The organism is Pseudoalteromonas piratica, assembly GCF_000788395.1.
GTDB lineage: Bacteria > Pseudomonadota > Gammaproteobacteria > Enterobacterales > Alteromonadaceae > Pseudoalteromonas > Pseudoalteromonas piratica.
In genome coordinates this window covers 287,951-310,937 of record NZ_CP009888.1, presented here as the reverse complement: position 1 = coordinate 310,937, position 22,987 = coordinate 287,951, and the positions used below count along the sequence as shown (strand labels likewise).

Here is a 22,987-nt window from a genome sequence, read left to right as displayed (position 1 = left end):
TATGAGAAATGGCTTTGAGTTACGACTCGACTAACGAGTTATTGTATGTCTAGGGAACTCAAACTTCCTTAAAATGATTTTTGCAAACCCAACCCCAGTATTCGATAAACGATACTTTCTTACTTTTTTCGTAACCTTTATTTCAAATAGCTCGTTGGAGTTCATCTTAAAAAACCTTCCAACGTTAGTAACAAATTTGGGTTTTTTTAGCCCATTTTTATTTATAAGCTCGGTAATTTCTGTGGTAGTGAAGAAGGAAGACTTTTCAGCATCTCCTCTTTCAACGTAAAGGACTATAATGATTAACTCCTTTAAGCTAAGTTCTTCAAAGTTTGAAATTTTTTTCCTAAAGGGGGGTTTGTATTCTGTTAGACGTAATTTGGTTTCATATTCCGAGTAAAACTGGTTAAGAGTCTTTTCATTTATTATTTCAATGCTATTTTTACTATCTTGTATTAACCGAGCTATACCCATATCTAGCTCTCGTTCATCCCTTTTATCAAGTTCTTCTTCATTTATACTTTGAATCGTTCGGTTGCGTTTATTTTTTCGTTTTAGTCTAAGTTCACTGTTTGCTACAACTAAAACTCTTTTACTTTCATAATTACCTGAAAGGTTCTTTTCTATGAATTCTACCTCTTCAACTAATCTGAAACCTGTTATTACAACATTTTCTTCTCCAAGGCTTTCTATGTATTCAAGGACTTTTTCTGCAACTAAAAGAGGTGAAGTTTTTAAAATCTCTTTCGCAAAAGCTCCTATTGCAACATCGCTTTGAAGTCCATGATGTTGTCGATAAATCACGTGCATGAAGTCAGATGCTTCAACATGTAAAAAGTCGAACTTGTTTATTAAATAGGTTGCTATAGTTGTTTTTCCAGCACAACTGAGACCATAGATTAAATGACAGTTTATATTTTCAACTAAGCTTTTAGTTTTACTTGGAATTACAAGAGTTTTACTCTTTTCTTTTATAATGTTGTATCTTTTTAGTGTGGCCAGCATTTCATCAAAAGACTTTTTTCTGAAATCATATAGGTCAGCTTTTTCGATAGGTAACATACCTAGTACCGATGTTTCACCTTTAGGGATAAACCACTTGTTAAATGTCTTATTATCTAACCATGGGTAGACGATATTTGTTTCAAAACTATAAGGTTTGCTGGTAAACTTCCCCTTTGTTTTTCCAATAAAATGGAATGGTTCCTCTCTAACTTCAGGAAGGTAAAGCAGTAGGTCTGAGCGAACCGTGACAGAACGATCATTGCCTAACATTTCTAGTTCTAGATCTATATCCTCAAATCTTACTTTTTCCATCCAATATTTGACATCAAGTCCTGGATATTCGTATCCATACTTTTTTGACAATGCATGAATATCAACAGATGTGTCTTCAATAATAAAAGGTTTGATATTACCTAACTTCGACTTCTTAAGTTGCGACAGCGCACTGGAAAAACTCATATCGAGTAGTTTTTCTCTATTTGATAAACGAGGCTCTTCATAATTAGCTAAGCTAGTTATTTCATTGAAGTTTCTAATCTTTATCTCAAACTCTCGACATATATGTCGAGAGTTTTGCATTTTTATTCTGCTAGAGGTAAAGAAAATCAATTCAAACATAATTTAATTTCCTCCCATTATTATTGGGAGTTAGTCTTAATTCGTTTAGCTTATACATTGCTTTTATTTCTTCAATTTCTTCACTTTTTCCTTTCGAAACAATAAAAATACCAGGGCCCATGCTGCTCATACTAGTTCCCTGAACTCCTTTCTCTTCTAAGGAAGTAAAAATATTTTGTATTTTTGAACCACAATGTTGTATTTCCGCCATCTTCCAAGCTGTTTTTCGTATAGCATCAACAGCCTTTGAAAAAGTGAGAATTTGCTTGTCTGCTAAAGCTGCGGCTACCATAAAAAAGGTGTTGTAGCAGGCTTCTAAAGAAGCACTTTTAGAAATAGGAGTGTTTTCTTCAAAAAAGTCAGCCTCTAGGTTCCCAAAGTTTTTAAATTGTTCACAAGGATAAAGAAATCTTATATCCCCAAAAGGATAATCTTTTTTAAATAAAAGTGTAGGTATAGATATTGGTTCAACATAACTTGAAGGATTATGTGGCCTATTTTCAGGTGGAACACCAGTATCAAAAACCATCCCACCAGTAAAATACGAATGTATGCCTACGCCTGATGTTCCACCTCTTCCTGATAACTTTTGTATAGTATTGTGATCATATTCGTAATTATTTACTATCAAAAGAGCTTCAATAGAAGCTAAAGTTAAAGCTGTTCCGCTACCTAGTCCAATGTGTGGTTTGGGAGGTTCAATTAACGAGATCTTTATTCCTGAAAGTAGGGATAATTCCTTCGATATTTGTTCTAGTTTTATTGTAACTTTTTCAATTGTTTTACTAAGTTCGTTATATTCACCCTCAAAGCTTATTTTATTTGACCTTTTACCTTTTAGCATGAATCCTGAATCGACAGCCAAACCAAAGCCTCCATTTCTTCTATATTGACATTCATGCAAAGCAATTAAATTGAAGTGGAGTCGAAGAGGAACTTTAATTGTTATCTTCTGCATTTTCCCACTCAGTGTTGAAATATTTTTTGTAAGGCGCAACAAAACTAGCGTTAGAGCGAAAATGGATTGAAGGGAGATATTTTCCCTTTTCATTTTTGAAGTATGGGCCAATCACAGCATCTGTATCTGTAATAAAAAGATTGTGATTAGGTTCGTGACAGTAAAATCTGACTTGAAAACGATCTCCATATTTTTTTCTGAGTCGACTTATGGCTTTTGAGCTAATATCATATGAAAGGTGGTCTCTCTCCTCTAGGTAATCTCTATGTGTTAGAAGCATTCTGACAACTAAGTTAGGGTTTTTATCTAATAATTTTATAAGAAGATTATCTTCACCTTGTTCCTCACAAAAATCTTCGAAGAAACGCTTTGAAGTATGAAAGAGCAAGTCAAATTGAGTATTGGCTTTGTTGATCAATTTAGAGTAATAGTCTCTGTCACCCCTAGTGCTTAGAAACTCACGAACTCCACTATCTTCAAGTTTTTCATTATTTCTATAGTTTTTAAAGTTAATCAGGAACTGTATTAATGATACTAAAGATGATATTGCCATACCGCCTACTATTGGTGCCCATTTTTCATCGAAAACTTCTTTATGATATAAAAAAATAAGAACTGAGGTTCCTAAGACCAATAACCCTAATACGATGACAGAAATCGAAACATTGAGGTGTTTCTTATACATATATGCATAGTCCTTTATGTAATTGATGAATAAATGAAATTATAATGAAAATACACTTTATTAGGTTAGTGTTCTAATATCAATAAGTAGCACAGATTGAACTTGCCCCCAATTCTCAAGACATTTATTATCAAAATGAATAAGATAGAAGGTGATATGAGAAATAATTCCCCCAAGAATTTAAGGATGAACCCGTCGCTCAAGTGATTGAAAAAGGCTATAATGTCGTTGATGTCGCAAAACATTTGAGCAAACTTATTTAATCTGTATTGGAGCAGATGCACATTCATCAAAAATTGTTATCCTGGATATCCCTGATCAATTCCAATACTTCCAACTATAGTTGATGACCTTACTACTAAAGCGTCCAAATATAATTGGCATTCACACAGCGCTCGACTTAGCTAATCAACCAGCGAGGATAATGCGTAAACAATTTAGCGTTGTTTGGAACGGACCATAAATGAGTTAAATGGCACCGCATGTTTGTCTTGGGATGAAGTAAAGCAAAAGAAAAAAGAAGTGTATTCGACACGTTCATTTGGAGAGTGTATTACTGACATACATTCACTTAAATCAGCGTTAGCAGCACATTGCTCTATTGTGTCTCGCAAGCTAAGAAAACAAGGTTCTTTGGCAAAACGGTTAGTGATTTTTGCGCATAGCTCACCACATGAAAACAATTACTATAAACGTGCATTTATCCATGATTTTCCGATCGCATCAAGTGATGCTACTGTTTTCGCAAACGCTGTAAAAAACGTCCTATTGTCGATATATAAACCTGGTGTACGTTTTATAAATGTGGCATTGGCGCAATAGAACTTGAAGACGAAATGCATCATCAAGGAGACTTGTTTAATAAATCTCAAGATAAACCAGAGCTTATGAAGTGCTTAGACGAAATAAACAACCGATTTGGCAGTCATAAGCTCAAAATCGAAAGTGAAAAGCAAACTTCATTTTGGAAAATGCGGCGAGACTTTTTGTCGCCACATTACACGACACGTTGGTCTGATATTCCAGTTATTCATTGCTAATCACATTGTAGATAGCAGATAGACTCAACTTGTTGCATTTGTATAATGAATTTCAAATTAGTCCTTCAAAAATAAAGGGATTTAGATATGAAAAAACTCCTAATGACTTTGCTACTTGTTGTATGTGGTAATGTCTACGCTAACTACCCAACGAGCTTTTCAAACGCGAAGACGAAAGCAGAAAAAGAGGTTTATTTTGACCGCTCGACAACATTCTATTGTCAATGTGACTTTGTATTCGATGATATAAAGGATGTTGACAGTGATGGCAACATCACTGAAACCAAAATAGACCCGAAAGCATGTGGATATGAGCCTCGTAACCCCGTTACTAAAAAAGGAAAAGAAAATAAGCGTGTGTCTCGTATTGAGTGGGAGCATATCATGCCTGCAAATATCATTGGCGGTCATCTTGAACAATGGGAAAACTATAAAAACCACGAAGAGTGTAAGGACAAAAAATATAAGACCAGAAAATGCGCTTATCACCTAGTGCCTGAGTTTAAGCGGGCTCATGATGATATGAACAATCTCGTTCCTGCAGTGGGGGAATTAAATGGAGACCGCTCGAATTTTCGCTTTGCGAATATCGAGGGTGAAAACAGAGCGTATGGAAAGTGTGATTTTGAGATTGATTTTGAAGCTGATACAGCAGAGCCTGCAGATAATGTGAAAGGTAATATTGGGCGCGTTTACCTACATATGATGAAAGAGCATAAGGTTTCTCTACCAGAAGAAACTGTGAAAATGATGAAGGAATGGTCTGATTTAGATCCAGTCGATGCATGGGAGTGTGAGCGCAATGACCGTATTAAGAAGTCTCAAGGTCTTGGAAATAGTTTTGTAGAAGCTGCCTGCGAGAAACGCTGAAAACAAGATAATTTTTGAATTCCATGCAATCTTGTCAATACTTTAAGTATCAACAGGAAGTTGGAGAAGAGCATGGAATTCAAAATTACGGAATTAGTAGCTACGACCATATCAGGTATAACGCTTTGGGCTTTCAATATTGCTCGCCAATCGAATTCTAAAGAACATCAATTAAAAGCTAACCAAGAATACGCAAAGCTTTTCAATTACCTCAAAAGTAAACCAGAAAACATGGAGTCAATTAAAACAATTTGTGAGAAGTTAAATTGGTCCCAAAATCAATTAAAAAGGGTCGTTAAGCGGGCGCCATTTAGATTCCATTTCAAAGGGAAGTGTATTAGAGTAGACTTGCTCAAACCTTAACTGTAGTAACTCATATCTGATCATAAAGTTTCGATGAATAGGTTTAGACCTCATCTGGTAGGCACCTATAAGTGAACAACTGTTGCTCATAAACTTTATAGGTTTTCTATAGTGCTTCAAAGCAGACGTTCAACTAACTCTTTCCACTTCCATTACATACACAAAGGGAGGATTTGAACGAGGAACAGTCGTTCACAATCATGATTTAAAAATTACATATTTAGTTAATCTATTAATTTCATCAAATAACTTAAAAGTATGTGTATTTGTACAGGTATAATAGCTAACCAATCAAAAATGTGATTTTACTTCCTATCAAATAGGTTTATTAATTCTCGCTTTACCTAGCTCATGAAATTCAACTTATTGATTAATAATTAGATTTTTAAAGATCTTTAGTGTTTAATAGAAGGTGACTGAGGGCTCAATAAGACAGGTTTCGCTTTCTTTTCGAAAATTAAATACATTAGCGGCCCTTTAAAATATAATTTATTAATATTAATCAATTGCTTATTGTTGTTTTTTTGTCAAATTTTATGTGATGTCTGAAAATTACATATTCGGCATTCTCGATAATAAGCGTTAGCAGTTTATGTAAATTGGAAGCTTGATTCGCAAAAGGAAAAGAAATGAGTGATGTAGAATTTGAAAAAAGGCATGAATCAATTGGTCCTGTTTTTACCGAGTGGTACGACGGTTCTAATACAATATCTTCGTGGACTATTGATGTAGAAAATGAAGTTTCATTAAGATTAATGGACGTGACTGTAAGTGTTACTGTAACTGAAGCAAATGACCAAAATTATAAAGGCACAGTTAGAGCATTTGAAAATGTTTTAGGTAGGACATTTGAAGGAATATCAATTGGAGACACGGTGAGTTTCAGGTATGAAAATATAATTGGCTGTAGTAAGTAAACTGCTAACAAGGCGTTTAAAAATCGGACACCGTAATGCTTGCTCGGTTTCGCTTCGCTTCACATTTTAGCAAGCATTACTATGCCGTCTAACGCGGCGTTATGCGTAAAGGAAAGTATGGATACAATTCTCACTAATCTAAATGACCCATCATGGTGGTTTACAGGACTATTCTTTGTAGTTATTGCTTTATTAATACCCAAAGCGATAACTTTTATGCATTCAATCCCTTTGCATGCAAAAGGCTTTAAGCGTAAATCCAAATTAGCAGATCTTAAAAAAGTTAAGGGAATCAGGCATGATGATACTAAAGTTTTAATAGAATCTATTAAAACTTTTGCTTGGATGGTTGTATTTATTTTATCAATCTTAATTTTAATGTACTCATATTTAACGGAACCTATTTGGTTAGGTAATACTTTAAATAATACACCTACAGAAAAAGGTTTAGGTGTGGCACTTATAGCATTATCATTACCTATTTATGTATTAGAAATCATCTACCTAAAGCAAGATCGTCTTCTAAAGGTATTAATTAAACATCGCGATAAATTACGCATAACAAGCAAGTCGACTAGGACTTAAAACAGTTTGCTGTTTTTCGTTCCTCAAACATTTTAGCAAACAGTTTTATGCCTGTTATCTGGGCGTTAGTTACTAGTTCACATCAAGGAGTATGCAGAACGTGCAAGGTTGGATTATTGAAAACAAAGACTGGTTATTTTCAGGGGCTGGAATTTTTGTTGTTACTACTGTTTTCAGTATTATCTCGATAATTGTTACATTGGTACTGAAATCGAGGTCGGATAAAAAAGCGATAAAGAAGCTTCAGGTTTTAGAGGATTTAGTTAAGTTTGAGCTACCTAATGCAGATGAGCAATTTGATAGCAAAGCTTTTTCTGTGTCGTATAAGAACGAAAGCTATAGGCACTTGTGTCACTATTCAGTTTCCTTAAAAAATACTGGTAGTGTTGCTATAGAGAAGCAAAATTTACTTTTATCAATACCTGAGACTGGCAAGATAATTGAGAGAAATACCAAGGGTTGCCATTCATCCATAGAAATTAAAGAACAACCTACCTCTTTAGAAAATGACAAATTATACGTCATTGACAGGTTAGAGGCTGATGAAGAAATATCAATTACTTTGTTGGTTGATTTAGAAGATTCTCATCTAATAGAGTGCACTCCAAGGGGGGTAGATGGCATTGAATATGTCTACAATAAACCAACCTCATCCAATGATATGGAGGTTCTAATCTTTCTATTGGCAGTATTTATAATGGTTGATATGGTTCCTTTTGTTGGAAGTGGTTTACAAGCTCTAGTTGTAGTTGTTAGCTCTCCAAGATTGATTAAAATTGCTTTATCTTTACTAAATAACCAAAAAAACAGAGATAATGTAGTTAATATTTCAGGTGGTATTAAAATGGCGGAAGACTCAAATATATCAATTGAGCAACAACGTTGATCGTAACAAACAAACTGTTTAAAAGCGGACAAAATTCCGTTTGCTGGTTTCGCTCCGCTTCACATTATAGCTAACTAAATTTTGCCTTTTAACAGAGGCTTTACCACCGACCGCTTTTGGCACTAAGCGGAAGTAACTCACTGAATTTAATTATGTATCCGGCAGCAATGACCGAACAACGGACATTAAATATTTTTGATACTGTTATTATATCCAGAGTTTACAACTTTCCACTATATTCAGGAAGATGAGCAATTTGCACATTTTTGTCCTCAGAGCACTTTGCCAACTAAAAATTTCTTATCTAGTAAAAGGTTAGCTAATTTGATAAATAGTAGTAATCAGAAAAGTGAGTAGTTGCGTGGTAGAAATATGCGCGATTTGCGCACTTTTAAATTGTTAGGTTAATGGGATGTTATGTTAACAATTGAAGAAAGAGAGCAGCTTGAAGAGCTGGATATGTATGGAATAGAAGACCTATTTTTATCTGAATGCGATTCTTGGTTTTCAGCGGATATAGCTTGTTGTGACCTCTGTGTTGATGATTTTCTAAAAGCATGGCCAAGTGCTGGAAATGCGATAGACTTTCAAAGCAATGTTATGGATATTGACCATTTTTATGAGTCAACCATACTTAGAGATTGCTACACACCAGAAGATTATTTAAAGTTTATGCAGTTAGTCAATTGTCCAAGTTGTGGAGAGCAGTTGAAAGGTGGATTCTATCCTTATGAACTACCTTTTAAGCCTGTTGATTCTTTCGAAGATATCCTAAATGAACTTATGGAAATTGCGCATAAGTCGCCCTTTGTGATGCTTAAGCATGAGTTTGCAGAGTCAGTATTTCAAGCTATTCAAGAGTTAGCTGAAAACGCAGTTCCTATAGAAATTACACAGCCTTTGTATCGAGCAAGAGCTGCATCTCAAATTACTGAGGTTGCACCAAAGGAGTTCGATGTTACTCCAAAAGCATTTGCTTCAGAGGGTAGGTATAACCATTCTGGTTTACCTGCCTTTTACCTTGGTAGTGACATGCGTACTTGTTATGAAGAAATGCGCAGGGTTCCATGCTATATGGCTGAAATTTGTATAAATCAACCAGTGAAAACTCTCGATTTAACTGCTTCGCACGAAAACCACGAACAGCATAGTGATATGCTCGATACTATGGTCTATTCAGCTTTAGTGAGCGCAAAGCACGACGATGAAGGGCAGTACAAGCCCCAATATTTGTTTTCAAGGTTTGTCGCTGATTGTGCAAAGTATGCAGGGTTTGATGCAATCAAGTATCCATCAACTCGTACTATCGCTGGGTGTTTTAATCTTGTCTTTCTCAATCAAAACTTTAGCCTTGGCAATGCGTGCGAACTTTTAAACGTAAAGCGTTACCCAGACGAAAATTAACCTAACAAAGCATTTAAGAGTGATTCGCAACGCTTGGCAGTTTCGCATCGCTCAAGTATAGCCAAGCGCCGCTCATACCTTAATGCGGCGTTACACGTTAATAATTAGGATGTAACTGACGTGATTTTAGATTGTTCAAATTATGAATCTACCAAAAATCTATTCTAGATATTTTTAGTACCACTGAGGACAAATTAACCTCATTTTTGCAATCTATAAATCCATTCGAAAGCATCTATAAGCCAGCTGAAGAGGCCTTTGCATCATCATAACTCCATTTTTAAAATGCCACTGAACTATATTGGCTAAGCTTTTTTATTGATTGTTCTGAGATGTTTAGTTGTTCGAAGCCTTCGATCTCAAGCTCTTTGTGATTAAATTGACCAAAGATCCTCATGATTTTATCGATTGAAATGTCTAATTCAATTGATGGTATGTCATTAGACGACGTGAGCCTCTCATCCACGTTAAATGTTGTATCACCAATGCTGATAGTTTGTTTTGTAGCACTAATTAAGGTATTACAGTCACTATTAATCACTTCGTCACTTTCACTTAACACATTTGCTTTAGTTATGATTTCTTTATCCATCTGAGTAAATTTTACTTTTTCCAAATTTTCAGGAATGTCCTGAGACACGCGATAAGCATATTCAACAAGTTTTGGCTCGGCAGGCATAAAAAAAATTGCCTGCTGGTTTGGTGCATCAGTAATACGCAGTAAACGCCCCATCACCTGACGGTAGTTCATTTCTGTTTTCACATTTGAAAGATAACAGCACACCTGAAGGCGTGGAATGTTGGTGCCTTCAGAGATCATTCCAACACTGATGATCCACTTCTGTTGGTTATGTCTGAAAGATCTAATAAGTTCATTTCCATTGCTTTCATCACTAGTGACAACAAGAGCACTTTCTCCAATAACCTGTTTCAAAATTAGTTGTATTTGCCAAGCATGAGTTATAGATGAAGCGACGATTAATCCACCTGCTTCTTTATTAAAAGTTCGTAGTTCATTTAACTTATGACTTGAGTGGATTAATAGCTGCTCTATCACGCTGGTGTTAGTCACAATCTCAGAATATGGAATAATTGATTGTGATAGCAAATCTATAAAGCTTGTGAAGTGTCTCGTTTCATCACCTTCAACAACTGTAATCTGATCATTATCTAATGCGACTACTTGTGGAATTCGACACACATTGTCAGCAATCGCTTGTTTTAAGCCATATACATAATCACATTGTATTTTTCCTGAATCATTACAATATTCAGCAAGAGCGATAGGTAGCGCATCGGATCGCCACGGTGTGCCAGTTAAAGCGATTGTGTAGGCAGCTTTTTCTTTAATCATTGTAATGATTGGCTTACCCCAAGCATTAGCATCTTTGATATTTGATCCTGCGCAATGATGGATCTCATCGAAGATCACAAACACACGATACTTATCAAATAAGCGCCAGACCTTATTACCTAGTGTGCTCAAACCCTGATAAGTGAATGAATTACCCAATGCACCAATAGTGCCGTCAAAATGGGATTTAAGTTGATCACTTAACGCTTCACTAAAATCATTCGCGACGATTGAAGAAGGAGAAAAGCAAATTACAAGATCAATATCATTTTGGTCATACAGTAATTTAGCTAATACTGAGGCCATCGCTGTTTTGCCAGCGCCAGGAGTAGCAAGGGCCAAAAAATGCTTGTTTGATTTATAGTTAGAAATTGCAGAGTGAATACACTCTGACTGCCAATTTCTTAGTTTCATTTATTAGTTCTCTCTAGTTAATTTAATAAGTTTGTTTAAAGCTAAAATTCTACCTTTTAAGATAAGGTTGTTTTCTTGAACGGCCATGTAATGACTTTTAAAGTCGTCATGTTGTTCAGGGTATATCTCTTTCAATGCGACATACTCTTTTACAGCTCCTAAGCCTTCTAATAACTCCGAGTTATATTGATTTAACCTTTGAACAAGCATTTGGGAGTAATTGATAGGAGAACTTACTTCTGTCACTTCATGCTGAAGTGGCGATAACATTTCTTTTAAAATCTCGAGATCAAATAATTCGCTTTTGGTATAACGAGTAAGACCTTTCTTCTTGGTTGTACTTCTTATTAACCAACCCCGCCTAGTTAATTTTAAAAGCTCCTCATAAACGAAACGACGGGATACAGTTGGATTAAGTTCTACATCCTGCTTTATTGCTATATATGCCGTTCTAATTTCAGTGGCTGTGAAGTGATTGACGTTGGGCATAGACAAAATTTGGATGACAGTTTTGTCTAGTTCGAATTTTTCCATGCATAAACCTCAATAAATATAATAAAAACACCTTAAATATGCATATATGCATTATTTAGGATTATATGCAATCGTGTAAATCAACGCAATGTGGGATATTTAATCTTTTTTGTCTGAGACAATCCAATGGACGATTTTGCGAAAAAATTAGGTAAAAATATCAAACTGATGAGGGTCTATAAAGACCAAAGCCAAGCCGAATTATCATTTAAATCAGGTTTAGATCAGAGCTATTTAAGTCGAGTGGAGAACGGCACAGTAAATGTAACAGTTATTAAATTATGCCAGATGGCAAAAGCGCTTGAATGTAATTTGATTGAATTAATACCGGAAATTGATGACACTAGCGCACTTTAAACTTCTATTTATCCCACATTTAAAATTAGCACATACCTACATTCACTAAAATATACCTTCTAAACCCTTAACTTTGATTACAGCCAAGACTGCACCATTCAAAAGGTGCAAAAATAGTAATGGCTAAACTTGAAAAGGTGATTTTAGTGACTCAAATCTACTTGGTTTTTTAACTGCATTGATTGCTACTTCCAGTTTACCTGCAACTAAAGTGAGTTTTCTGGAGCGAGTAATTGCAGTATAAAACATACTTCTATCTAAAAGTTTACTGCTTTCGATTGCGCAAACAACCGTTGTGTCGTACTCAGAACCTTGAGATTTATGTATTGATATTGCGTAGGCTAACTGCAGACCAAGTTCCCATGCGTTAGATTTAGTAATTGTTATTTCATTGCCATCAAAAACAATATTGCAGCAAATTTCTCCGTGTTCTTCTGAGTAGTAAACCGAGCTAACAATACCAGTATTACCGTTGTATAGGTTTAGGTCATGCACGTTCTGATTAACAATTACCCAGTCATTTCTCATTATCTTTAACTCACCTAAAGCCATGAAAATGTCTTGATTAGACTGAATATTACTTTGTATAAAATTATTGATCAGTCTAGCGGAGTCTTTACGGGATTCAGTAACATGTGCAGTTACAACCTGAGCATTAGGCATTAGTTGTTTCACTTCTAACAGCCTGTTGAATAGCTGAGTTTGGTTGTCGCAAGGCAATAGGTAGACGCCTTCAGTTTCACCTCTCCATTTTTCAAGCTTATGTAAGTTGCCGGATCTAACCCCAATTGATACTTTGTGAAGCATTCCCATGGCTTTTGTTCTATGTACTTCCCTGAGTTTGATAACTTTTATTTTATCATTATCACTGTTAACTAAACGGTGAAAGAAAAGTCCAACTCCAATGGGGGATAATTGTGCTCTGTCTCCCACCAGTAACAAGGAATAGTCGATACCTTTTAATGATTTTATTAGTCTGTATATCAGCAGAATATCAACCATTGAAGCTTCATCAATTATAATCTTAACTTTTTCGTTTTTAGCTAGCTTCTTGGTTTTTACCTTTTCAATAAAGCCATGTATTGTAAAAGCTTCTGCGCCTTCACCAATAGATTGTTTTGCTCGTTCTTTAGCTTTTCCTGCAAGAGCAAGAACATAGCTTTTTTCGGGTTTCAAAACGGAGACTACACCTTCCAAAATGGTAGTTTTTCCTGTGCCCCCATAGCCATCGATTATTACTAATCTATTAGTAACAGCCTCTTTAATAGCTTTCAATTGTGCGTTTGTTAAATAGAATCCATCTCTCGTGTAAATTTCTTCTTTGAACACATCGATTGAAGATTTTACATCAATAAAAATGTCTTCTTGTGAAGGGTGTTCAAGTAATGAGCTAATTTCCTTTTCGACTTCATATTCGATATAGCCAATCGAAGAAAGTTGATAGTATTTGATCCCCTTATAGATAACGTGACAAATTGCTTTTTTCTTGAGTGCAGTCTTTAAAGCATTTATCGTTGCATCATAAGACCCAAGCTCTTTTTCCAAATAAGCTACAATCTCTTCTCTTCTGCAAGCGGTATGAGCCATAGCTAATTGTTCATAGAGACAGTATTCAACTAGACCAATTAGTCGCCTAGGATCGTCTTGTTCGATTCCTAGTTTTGCAGCCGTTCTTTCAATGCTGTGCCAAATATTGGGAGCGATATCATAAAAAGCGATTAGAGAATACGGATTGGACTCTAGACGAGATACTGTATTGTAGCCACAGACCTTAAGCAAAGGTTTTGCCACACTCACCGGAATACTATTTTCTTTCAAAAATTGAAGTGTTTCAAAGTGGTTATTCAGGGCTTGCCAATTTCGGCAAAGCGATTTAGCAATGTGTTCGCTAAGTAAGTCAGTTAAGTGTTGCCATTTATTGTGATTGAGCAGTGTAATTAATGCTTCAGCACCAATTCCATGCTTGCCTAATAGCTTGTCAATTTTAGCTTTTCCCAGACCAAAGCCCCTGAACCTGTAGTGTTTTAGAAGATGCCATCGTAAAAGCTCTTTAGTTAAAACAGATTTGATTTCGATAGGGTGGCAATCTGTTAAGTCGATATAGTTATTGTATTCATCGCTATTTACTTTTTGACCTGTTATTTCCCATACTTCTCCCGTAGCAGGTGAGCGTGTCGCAATTTTATAAGGAACCTTACAAACTAGGTTTTTTCCCCCTTGAATTGGCTTTCCTGAAAATATATATCCACCGTAAGAGCCTAAACTTATAGAGGTGACTCTAATCTTATGGTTCAGCATAACTAAACGATCTTCCATTTTCAGACATTTCTTTATAGCGTTCATCTGATTCTTGCTGAATATTGGACACCTTGAACTCTAATTCTTCTACTTGGGCTCGCAACTTTTCAATCTCTGCAGTAGCTTGCTCCAGAGATTTCAATAATCTGCTATTTTCTTTTTTAACTTTTTCAGAAATATTGTTTAGAACTGATTCTAGATTTTTAGGTGTATTTTGGCTTGTACCAACGGTTTTAGCATCTTCTTGAATAATTTGAGATAACTTTTTATTGGTATTTTCCATTATTTTATTGGAGTTTTCACTAAACCATTGTCTACGATTTCCACATTCTTTTGCCACTATAGTGAAGTTAATATCACCAAAATTATTGCAAGGAAACTTTTCACCAGAACTTTTGAGGGTAGTTACATAGGCTTGATAACGTTCAAATGGTGTTTTTTTAGTCATTTTCGTTACCTATATGTTTAAAGTAGGTTTTTGCAAATTGAGAGGGCAACTTCCCGTGCAAATCATCAGCCATGTTGATGATGGTTTCGTTCTCTTTGTCTATAACAACGATCCCTTCGGTAGCTTTGACCAAAAAATCAATTACACAGATAAGATTATCTAAGTCTTGTTTTAATTTTTGCAATGAATAGCTGTCTTCTATGCTTTTAGAGCTAAGTTTGGCTTCTCCAATTGCCTTTATTAAGGCTTCATTCTGTATGGTTAAATTGTTTATTTCACGCTCAAGCTCTTCCCTTTTTTCCATATCAGAAAAGCTATTAAGTGCTTTAGCTTTAATTGTTTCTAAATCGCTATGCTGGTCATCACCATAGTGGAGGTAATAGATCGGTCCAAGCTCATTCCAATAAGGACTGTTAGCAATTGTGCGCCTAGAGATGGCTTTCATATTTATTGGAAGATCTTCATTGAAAACCTCCGCACACATTTCTTGAAACTTAGTTTTATTTTTGAAATGTATGAGATCCAAATAAGACTTTATTTTTGGGATGACAATTTCTTGTATTCTTTGAAGCCTAGTCAGTACTCTGGATTCTTGAGAGGTCTTGAAGCGGTTTTCACCTTTCTTGGCCCCTTTAGCCATTATATTTCTCTTTAATGCTGCTAGGGAGGTTTACAGTGTGTTTTAAGGTGTCTGGAATTACAGCTTTTTGTTCGTCTAAAGCTTTTGGCAATTGATTAACACTGATCCCCGTAATGTCACATATTCCTTTAATGATACCTTTAAATTCGGATATTAAGTTTTTTCCAGCAGGGATATCAGATATTAGTTTTTGAAATTGCCCAGATTGAACAAGTATTTTATTGCGGAGCAGTGAAACTTTTGCTTTTAATTGAGGAGTTAAAAACTCTTCACTATTAAGTGCTTCTTCAATTCGAACTAAGGTATTTGTCAACTCGTTGGAAGATTTCATCGATTGGAGTTTTTCGTTTAAAAATTCTGGTTTAGCAACTAGCCACTTGTCTTTGTGCTCCAAGCTATGGGCCATCTGTTCAAGACATGTGGCAGTAACTGTCCAAGCAGAAATTTCATTTGCATAAAACTTTTTAAGAGCAATCTCTCCTCGATATATGGATAGATCAGAGTTGGACTTTTTAGCTGAACTGATTATTTCCTCTAGTTCGGCAGATTTATCAGCGTATGCCCTTATTTTTGCCGCAATAGCTGGCAGATGATCTACTGTTTTCAAAGCATATGGACAACTACCGCAATGTTTAAATTCCTTCAGTTCCGTATTTTCAATGTCAGAAGGGCATTTATTAGTAAAGGGGCACATATGTGTTGAGTTAAACGCTATGATTTCATGAATATCTTTATTTTCTCTAATGTCATCCATAACTTTATTCAATCCACTTTTTATGCCAGTGCCAAATGAAATTCCACCGAAGTCTTTTAATGCACCTAAAGGATCAGTTTTCATTGCACTGGTTAGTACAGAGTGAGAACTTTTCACATCAATAAACATAGGGCTTATAAAGTCTTTAAATTCTTCGTCTTGTGCCTTTTGTTGGTCATCTACCCAACTTTCCTTTAGTTTGGCATAGTAAAGCACGTGGGCGTCATTTGAATGACCTGTTATTCTTTGAATCACACTTGGAGGGAGCATTGTAATATTATCTGTCACTACCTGAGAGCGCATACTGTGAGGCGTGTAATTTGTAGAAGCAGTTTTCCATTTTTTCATACACTCTTCAAGATTGTTGCAGTCGTTAATGTCTAGTGGTGACGTATATCCTACTTGCTTATAACACCATGAAAAACCGATTAAGAAGTTTCTAAAGTGTTTCCTTAAAGTGTCGTCAGTGACTACAGAAAAATCGTCAGAAGTGGTGCGAGAACTAATTGCTGTCGCAAATAGTGGTGTAATGTATTCAAACTCTGAGTTTTCAAAGTGGTCATATGGTATTGGACTGTCTTTCCCTATAAGGTATTTCTTTCGCCATTTTAATTGCCTATCGAGTATCCCTATAACAGACTCGGATACGTCGGCCACCCATGCTCCATGGGATTTATCTGTATTCACATATAGTTTGCTGGGTACGTATGATCTTTCTTGAAAATTTAATCTTTCAACTTTTTCATCGTATAGGTTTTTGTCTAGCCACCTGAGGTGCATATGACGTATTCCTGTTTCAGCCATAACTATAGCTAGATGAATAAAGTGAGGCATAAGAGATGCTTGGGTTAATTGACTATTTTTTGAGTTATGTCCAAAAAGGGGTGAGACAAACTGCCTAGGAATCCTAAGTATTGCATGATATTGATCTTCAATATAAACCAGGGGTTGAAAGCCTGTTGAAGCAGGCTCAATACTTTGCAAGTTGTTATTTCCTTGTATTAAAAAGCTGGCTTTGTTGTCATAATTTTCACTCATAAACCAAAGCCATTCAGCAATACCATACAAATAAGATAAAAAGGCAGCGAAAACGGCCTCGTCAATGACTTCTTTGTTGGTTCCTTTTGCTCTGCCAACGATTGGCAGATCTAATTTTCTTGAAATGGGATTTGAAAAACCTTTTTCTATGAGTGATACATAGTCGAAAAAAACACTCACTTTACTGAACTGCTCTCGATAGTGTTCTTTTCCTACATCATTTTTAAGAGCTTCTTTAATCAAGCTTATGTGGGCTTCTCTATTAATATCACGAATTAATGGTACTGGTGACTCTTGCGCAATGAGCTTTTTTAAAACTTTACCAATAGCGAGAGAGTACGAGTAATACGATTTAGTTCCGTTGTCATAAAGTTGCCTAACAAAGTCATTACTAATTGTTACCCAGTTTTCAATATTAGGGTTAGACTCGATGACAAGCGGAGGAAAAGATTCAATCGATAAATCAGGTGCCCTTTTGTAGCCAGATTTACCAAAAGCCCCACCAGACGCCTTATTATAAACATCTGCAATGGTATACCGAACTTTGTCTGGGAACATATCTATAAGAGCTATGTACCAGTCAATAGTTCTTGGAGTTTTTTGTTTGGGAGAGTTGTTCATGAGCTTGAGAAGTTCTGGTGTTATATCTTCAACTACCCATGCTGCGCAGGCTCTCATATATCTATGTGCATACCAGTTTAAGTTTGTAAGGGATTTTTCACTGATATATTTCGTAATATTTTGACTTTTTAATTCTGAACAAAATGGCGAGCGAATATACCTTAACAATTCAGGGTAAGCATCAAAAGCCCATTCATACTGCTGTCCTTGGCTATTGCGTAGAGTTGGAAGTGGACTAAATGAAACGGGAATAAGCACTAATTTTGAAACCCAGCAACAATGTATAAATAGCTGAAGATCTCGCTTTAACGCTTTTGCATGGTTTTGTGTTATAGTTTTATGCTTGGCTTCTTGAGGTAAGAATTTTACAACTTCAACACGTACTTGTTTATAATTGGACTTTGATAACTCAAATATACCTTCTACCCATTTTTTGTCAGTTTGTACGGCTTTAATATCACCAAAAAACTTAAACAATGATAAGCGAGGAAGAGTTGTTCTTGCACTTTCATTTTCAATATCATGTTGCGTAAGATTATTTGCGTTTAAATCTTTCTTTATGCACTCCATTGCTAGATTTAATCCCTTGATTGCTCTGTCACCAACCTCATTATCATGGCAAATAAACTCTAAGTTTTCAGTAGTGTTATAAATCGGGAACTCCATTAAAGCTCCTCTAGTTTACTTTCCAGCATTTTCATTTGCTTTGTATAGTATTGAGATAAAAGTTGCTTAGGAGTTATCCCTTTTTTTCTAATATATGAATTCGATGAAGCTATAACAAACTCTATTAAATCAATATCTTCTCTGGCATAGACTTCTGTTGAAGATATTTGTGCATGACCCATTAATATTTTAACAAAACCTAGCGGCATTCCTTGTTCACCTGTAGCTTCACCTTTACTATTAACTATTGGAAGATAGTTATAGACATAAAAACCATATAAGTGCCTAAAACCATGTAAGTTGTGTTTGCCTAAACTTTGGTCTACTGCTCTTAAATATTTTTTAAAGGTTTTGGATCGTTCAGACCTGTCGGCAGCGAAAAATGGTCTGCCATTTAATTTTTGAAAGAGATATCTATGATTAACATTCGTTTTGTAATGAGTGCTTAAATACGTCTCTAATAAACCCCAGAATATATGTGCGAAAGGCTGGATTAAGAACGTTTTTTCAGTCACTCTTCCTTTCCAAGAAAGGCACTCTTCTTCTTTTTCAGTGAGTCCTATTTGAGTGCGAGTAAATGGATTGACGATTCTTATTTCTCTTTTATCAAAATCAATATCGTCAACGGTAATTTGTAAGCACTCAGACTGTCTCACTCCTGAGGTTGCTAAAAAAGAGTACATAAGCAGATCTCTAACTACAGAAAACTTATTAAAACGCTGTTCACTTAAATGATGAGTAAAAAAGTCAATGCTGCTATTGGCAGGGATCGCTCCCCTGTATGCCTTTTCTTTATTATTGTTTAAACCATTTTTATTCGCTCTCTTGCTTGCTTTAGGGAAGAGCTTCCTTTTAATTTTAGGTTTAGACGCGGACAGTAATTTAGTGGTTGCAGAGAGCCAAGAGTTTTTCTTTATTTTAGCTTTTTGCTTTGTGGTAATTTCAGAGGTGTATGTCAGAAAATCAAAGTGTTCTTCTTGAACATTATTAAATAACTGCATTTCCAGAAAGTAGTTGAGTGCAGATTCAATTCCTTGCGAAATACTTACATGGCTTGTGTTCTTTGTCTTATTTAGGTTTTTGGCGACTTGCTTTAACAGCTCATCATCATTGTGTTTTCCCTTTATTAAAAACTTTTCATAATTTGCAAACAAGCGACTTGCAACAATATCTATCTGGTTTTCAATAGCTACAGTTTGGTATTCATAGAGGAAGTCGAGAAATCTACTAACATGCTCAGCATATTGCTTTGTTGTGGTTGTTGCACCTTCCTTATCCAGCAACATCCTTACATAAGCCTCAAATGGTTCGTAATACTCTGAGGTATGTACATTCATCAATGCCATTCCATCAGAAAGCAATTTCCCCTTAATCCTTACGAAATTTTTCATTTAATAATGAGACCTTCCAAAGACAACCGAAAAATAAAGTACAACCTTATTTAGGTTATAGTTAAGAAAATCAAAGTTATCAAGTTAGGTTCTTTATACTAGAGATTACTTAGATTTGGGGAATGAGGGGAAGTTAATAATTGAATGAAAAAATGGTGGCCCCACCTGGACTTGAACCAGGGACCTACCGATTCTGGTTACCCCAAGTTTTCACTTGGGCCTGGACTATATCATCACCCTCGATAACGATAGGGTGTCGGACGCTAATGGTGTATTACGTAACAAGAACGTGTTACTCCACCTAGTCTCTGAACCTTCCTGATACGCTTATCAGGCTTGGCTGCTGATTGGCATGTTTATAAATAAACGAAGCTTTCCAGCAATTCATCCGATTTTTCCAAATAGTATTACTACTATAGGTCACAAAATTTATGAGTCGGGTGCTCTAACCAACTGAGCTATAGGGCCATTTTTTCTTTTAAATTGTATGAATACTTTTTACTAGCCAAACATACAGGCTATTTGTCAAATGCTAGCACTTGGTAATTCCAAGTACAACCCTAAACTAATCCCCACATAAGAACAGGGGACCTACCGATTATGAGTCGGGTGCTCTAACCAACTGAGCTATAGGGCCATTTAGATGCGTTATTTATCAGGTCTGATAACTAAGCGGGATGAAGTATAAAAAGTTTTGTCAGTCTTGTCACTAATCAATTCGGTAAAAAATGTATTTTATTAATCAATTGATTATTTAATGTTCGCTTGTGCTGTGAGTAGGAAGAACAGACAAAAAAGCCAGCATCTGCTGGCTTTTTATTGGTATTTATAACCCTAACTTTTTCTCTAAATAGTGGATATTAGTGCCACCATTATGGAAGTTTTCATCAGCAAGGATTTTCTTGTGAAGTGGGGTATTGGTTTTAATACCGTCAATCACTAGTTCATTAAGTGCGTTTTTAGCACGGGCAATCGCAACATCACGGTTTTCACCATAAGTGATAAGCTTGCCGATCATTGAATCGTAATGAGGTGGTACTGAGTAGTCAGCATAAATGTGGCTATCCCAACGAATGCCTAAACCGCCAGCAGGGTGGAATCGTGTGATTTTACCTGGTGATGGAATAAAGGTTTCAGGATCTTCCGCATTAATACGACATTCAATCGCGTGACCACGAATTACAATATCATCTTGTGTAATTGAAAGAGGCTGGCCGGCAGCAATTTTTAATTGCTCTTTAATTAGGTCTACGCCAGTTACCATTTCAGTTACTGGGTGCTCTACCTGAATACGCGTATTCATTTCAATAAAGTAGAACTCACCATTTTCGTATAAGAACTCAAATGTCCCCGCACCACGATAACCAATTTCAATACATGCACGAGTACAGCGTTCACCAATGTTTTTACGCATTTCTGCCGTAATACCTGGTGCCGGTGCTTCTTCAACTACTTTTTGGTGGCGACGTTGCATTGAACAGTCACGCTCACCTAGGTGAATCGCATTACCTTGGCCATCGGCAAGTACTTGAATTTCAATATGACGTGGGTTTTCTAGGAATTTTTCCATGTAAACCACACCATTATTGAAGAATTGCTTTGCTTCTGTTTGCGTTAATGCAATTGAATCTAGAAGCTCTTCTTCGTTACGTACTACGCGCATACCACGACCACCACCACCACCAGCAGCTTTGATGATTACTGGGTAGCCAATACGTTTGGCGATTTGCTTGTTGCGCTCACCGTCGTCTGTAAGTGGGCCATCAGAACCCGGTACACAAGGAACGCCCGCTTTACGCATTGCATCGATTGCAGAAACCTTGTCACCCATCATGCGAATAGTATCGCCTTTTGGACCAATGAAAATAAAACCACTTTGCTCAACTTGGTCTGCAAAATCAGCATTTTCAGAAAGGAAACCGTAACCTGGGTGAATAGCTACTGCATCAGTTACTTCTGCTGCAGCAATGATACGTGTAGTGTCTAAGTAGCTTTCAGATGCCGCAGGCTTACCAATACAAATGGTTTCGTCAGCAAGTAAAACGTGCTTTAAGTCTTTGTCTGCAGTAGAGTGAACTGCGACAGTTTTAATGCCGAGTTCTTTACATGCACGTAGCACACGCAGGGCGATTTCGCCTCGGTTTGCAATTACAACTTTATCTAACATAAGTGTTGCCTTCTGCGTGTATTATTCGATTACAAATAGTGGTTGGTCGAACTCAACAGCATCTTCGTTATCTACCAAGATTGCTTTAACAACACCAGCCTTATCCGCTTCGATTTGGTTCATCATTTTCATCGCTTCTACGATACATAGCGTGTCACCAACATTTACAGTGTCGCCAACTTCAACGTAAGAAGGTGCTTCTGGTGAAGAAGCGCGGTAGAAAGTACCCACCATTGGTGATTTTACTTGGTGGCCAGCTACAACTGCAGGTGCAGCTTCTTCAGAAGCTACTGGCGCAGCAGTTGGTGCAGCAACAGGTGCAGCCGCAATTGGCGCTGCAGCAGGAGCAGCCGCATAATGAACTGGAGCAGAACTGTGACGATTAATACGTACTGACTCTTCACCTTCTGTGATTTCTAACTCAGCAATACCTGATTCTTCAACAAGTTCAATAAGCTTTTTGATTTTGCGAATATCCATTCTAACGACCCGCCTTTTTAATAATTTATGTAAATGTGTGTTTAGCAATCGGCCAAGATAGCGTCTAATGCCATTTTGTAGCCGTTCGCACCAAATCCGCAGAGAACGCCTTTTGCAACATCACTAAAATAGGAGTGATGGCGAAATGCTTCCCTTTGATAAATATTTGAGAGATGAACCTCGATAAAAGGAATTGATACACTCAGCAGTGCATCGCGCAGTGCCAAACTGGTATGGGTAAATGCGGCAGGATTGATAATAATAAAGTCAACCTGTTCATAAGCTGAATGGATAGTTGTTATTAATTCAGCTTCGCTATTACTTTGGCAGTGCGTCAGTGTCACGTTGTGAGAATCTGCATATTGAGTTAAATCATTGATGATTTCAGCTAGCGTCTGCGCACCATATACTTCAGGCTCGCGTTTGCCCAACATATTTAAATTTGGGCCATTTAGTACTAAAACTCGTAAACGTGCAGTCATCTTTCGTGAACT

22 protein-coding genes are annotated in these 22,987 nt (G+C 36.4%); 9 read left to right on the top strand and 13 right to left on the bottom strand.

Annotated features, from left to right (window positions below; translation table 11 throughout):
* Window positions 1-30: 30 nt before the first annotated feature.
* Genes OM33_RS01315 through OM33_RS01305 form a run of 3 tightly spaced genes read right to left on the bottom strand, consistent with a single transcriptional unit; the run spans window position 31 to window position 3,266 of the window.
* A complete protein-coding gene (locus OM33_RS01315; RefSeq protein ID WP_052140852.1) occupies window positions 31-1,623 on the bottom strand; it encodes a non-canonical purine NTP pyrophosphatase in 1,593 nt (530 codons plus the stop codon).
* On the bottom strand, window positions 1,616-2,581 hold the full coding sequence (locus OM33_RS01310; protein WP_038637722.1) for a beta-ribofuranosylaminobenzene 5'-phosphate synthase family protein: 966 nt from the start codon (window positions 2,579-2,581) through the stop codon (window positions 1,616-1,618). The genes OM33_RS01315 and OM33_RS01310 overlap by 8 nt, the downstream gene beginning before the upstream one ends.
* Window positions 2,562-3,266 carry a hypothetical protein gene (locus OM33_RS01305; protein WP_038637719.1) on the bottom strand — a complete coding sequence of 235 codons (705 nt, stop codon included), beginning with the start codon at window positions 3,264-3,266 and terminating at the stop codon, window positions 2,562-2,564. Before OM33_RS01305 ends, OM33_RS01310 begins: the two co-directional genes overlap by 20 nt.
* 447 nt (window positions 3,267-3,713) lie before the next feature.
* Here OM33_RS01305 and OM33_RS22705 point away from each other — a divergent pair, with 447 nt between their 5' ends.
* The 8 genes from OM33_RS22705 to OM33_RS01270 all read left to right on the top strand — a co-directional run bounded on the left by OM33_RS22705 (window position 3,714) and on the right by OM33_RS01270 (window position 9,331).
* On the top strand, window positions 3,714-4,088 hold the full coding sequence (locus tag OM33_RS22705; RefSeq protein WP_081990985.1) for a DinB/UmuC family translesion DNA polymerase: 375 nt from the start codon (window positions 3,714-3,716) through the stop codon (window positions 4,086-4,088).
* A gap of 14 nt (window positions 4,089-4,102) precedes the next feature.
* Window positions 4,103-4,306 carry a DUF4113 domain-containing protein gene (locus OM33_RS22700; RefSeq protein WP_052140850.1) on the top strand — a complete coding sequence of 68 codons (204 nt, stop codon included), beginning with the start codon at window positions 4,103-4,105 and terminating at the stop codon, window positions 4,304-4,306.
* Between the two features lie 87 nt (window positions 4,307-4,393).
* Complete coding sequence (locus tag OM33_RS01295; protein ID WP_038637716.1) at window positions 4,394-5,176, top strand: endonuclease; 783 nt, start codon at window positions 4,394-4,396, stop codon at window positions 5,174-5,176.
* 72 nt (window positions 5,177-5,248) lie between these two features.
* Window positions 5,249-5,539: a hypothetical protein gene (locus OM33_RS01290; RefSeq protein ID WP_038637712.1), complete on the top strand. Its 291-nt coding sequence runs from the start codon at window positions 5,249-5,251 to the stop codon at window positions 5,537-5,539.
* A 629-nt stretch (window positions 5,540-6,168) separates the two neighbouring features.
* Window positions 6,169-6,456 carry a hypothetical protein gene (locus tag OM33_RS01285; RefSeq protein WP_038637708.1) on the top strand — a complete coding sequence of 96 codons (288 nt, stop codon included), beginning with the start codon at window positions 6,169-6,171 and terminating at the stop codon, window positions 6,454-6,456.
* Between the two features lie 117 nt (window positions 6,457-6,573).
* Window positions 6,574-7,041: a hypothetical protein gene (locus tag OM33_RS01280; protein ID WP_038637705.1), complete on the top strand. Its 468-nt coding sequence runs from the start codon at window positions 6,574-6,576 to the stop codon at window positions 7,039-7,041.
* Window positions 7,042-7,141: 100 nt separating this feature from the next.
* Window positions 7,142-7,927 (top strand): hypothetical protein, encoded by a 786-nt coding sequence (locus OM33_RS01275; protein ID WP_199922476.1) that lies wholly within the window; start codon window positions 7,142-7,144, stop codon window positions 7,925-7,927.
* 417 nt (window positions 7,928-8,344) lie between these two features.
* Window positions 8,345-9,331 (top strand): RES family NAD+ phosphorylase, encoded by a 987-nt coding sequence (locus tag OM33_RS01270; RefSeq protein ID WP_038637699.1) that lies wholly within the window; start codon window positions 8,345-8,347, stop codon window positions 9,329-9,331.
* Between the two features lie 280 nt (window positions 9,332-9,611).
* Here OM33_RS01270 and OM33_RS01265 read toward each other — a convergent pair whose 3' ends face one another.
* Window positions 9,612-11,099 carry a DEAD/DEAH box helicase gene (locus tag OM33_RS01265; protein ID WP_081990984.1) on the bottom strand — a complete coding sequence of 496 codons (1,488 nt, stop codon included), beginning with the start codon at window positions 11,097-11,099 and terminating at the stop codon, window positions 9,612-9,614.
* Window positions 11,100-11,102: 3 nt separating this feature from the next.
* The gene (locus tag OM33_RS01260) at window positions 11,103-11,633 is read right to left on the bottom strand and encodes a hypothetical protein (RefSeq protein WP_038637697.1); all 531 of its coding nucleotides are present in this window, start codon (window positions 11,631-11,633) and stop codon (window positions 11,103-11,105) included.
* A gap of 126 nt (window positions 11,634-11,759) precedes the next feature.
* Between OM33_RS01260 and OM33_RS01255 the strand changes: the two genes are divergently transcribed.
* Entirely contained in the window at window positions 11,760-11,990 is a 231-nt protein-coding gene (locus OM33_RS01255) for a helix-turn-helix domain-containing protein (RefSeq protein WP_038637693.1), read from the top strand.
* Window positions 11,991-12,113: 123 nt separating this feature from the next.
* Here OM33_RS01255 and OM33_RS01250 read toward each other — a convergent pair whose 3' ends face one another.
* From OM33_RS01250 to aroQ, 8 genes are all read right to left on the bottom strand, one after another.
* Window positions 12,114-14,306: an AAA family ATPase gene (locus OM33_RS01250; RefSeq protein ID WP_038637690.1), complete on the bottom strand. Its 2,193-nt coding sequence runs from the start codon at window positions 14,304-14,306 to the stop codon at window positions 12,114-12,116.
* The gene (locus OM33_RS01245; RefSeq protein WP_038637687.1) at window positions 14,275-14,736 is read right to left on the bottom strand and encodes a coiled-coil domain-containing protein; all 462 of its coding nucleotides are present in this window, start codon (window positions 14,734-14,736) and stop codon (window positions 14,275-14,277) included. Before OM33_RS01245 ends, OM33_RS01250 begins: the two co-directional genes overlap by 32 nt.
* Window positions 14,729-15,376, bottom strand: coding sequence for a hypothetical protein (locus OM33_RS01240; protein WP_038637684.1), 648 nt, complete (start codon window positions 15,374-15,376; stop codon window positions 14,729-14,731). Before OM33_RS01240 ends, OM33_RS01245 begins: the two co-directional genes overlap by 8 nt.
* Window positions 15,369-18,455, bottom strand: a complete 3,087-nt coding sequence (locus OM33_RS01235; RefSeq protein WP_052140849.1) for a hypothetical protein — start codon at window positions 18,453-18,455, stop codon at window positions 15,369-15,371. The genes OM33_RS01240 and OM33_RS01235 overlap by 8 nt, the downstream gene beginning before the upstream one ends.
* Window positions 18,455-19,846, bottom strand: coding sequence for a tyrosine-type recombinase/integrase (locus OM33_RS01230; protein ID WP_081990982.1), 1,392 nt, complete (start codon window positions 19,844-19,846; stop codon window positions 18,455-18,457). Before OM33_RS01230 ends, OM33_RS01235 begins: the two co-directional genes overlap by 1 nt.
* Before the next feature lie 826 nt (window positions 19,847-20,672).
* The gene (gene accC / locus OM33_RS01220) at window positions 20,673-22,013 is read right to left on the bottom strand and encodes an acetyl-CoA carboxylase biotin carboxylase subunit (RefSeq protein WP_038637681.1); all 1,341 of its coding nucleotides are present in this window, start codon (window positions 22,011-22,013) and stop codon (window positions 20,673-20,675) included.
* Window positions 22,014-22,034: 21 nt separating this feature from the next.
* Window positions 22,035-22,493: an acetyl-CoA carboxylase biotin carboxyl carrier protein gene (gene accB, locus OM33_RS01215; RefSeq protein WP_038637678.1), complete on the bottom strand. Its 459-nt coding sequence runs from the start codon at window positions 22,491-22,493 to the stop codon at window positions 22,035-22,037.
* A 41-nt stretch (window positions 22,494-22,534) separates the two neighbouring features.
* Window positions 22,535-22,975 carry a type II 3-dehydroquinate dehydratase gene (gene aroQ / locus OM33_RS01210; RefSeq protein WP_038637674.1) on the bottom strand — a complete coding sequence of 147 codons (441 nt, stop codon included), beginning with the start codon at window positions 22,973-22,975 and terminating at the stop codon, window positions 22,535-22,537.
* Window positions 22,976-22,987 lie beyond the last annotated feature (12 nt).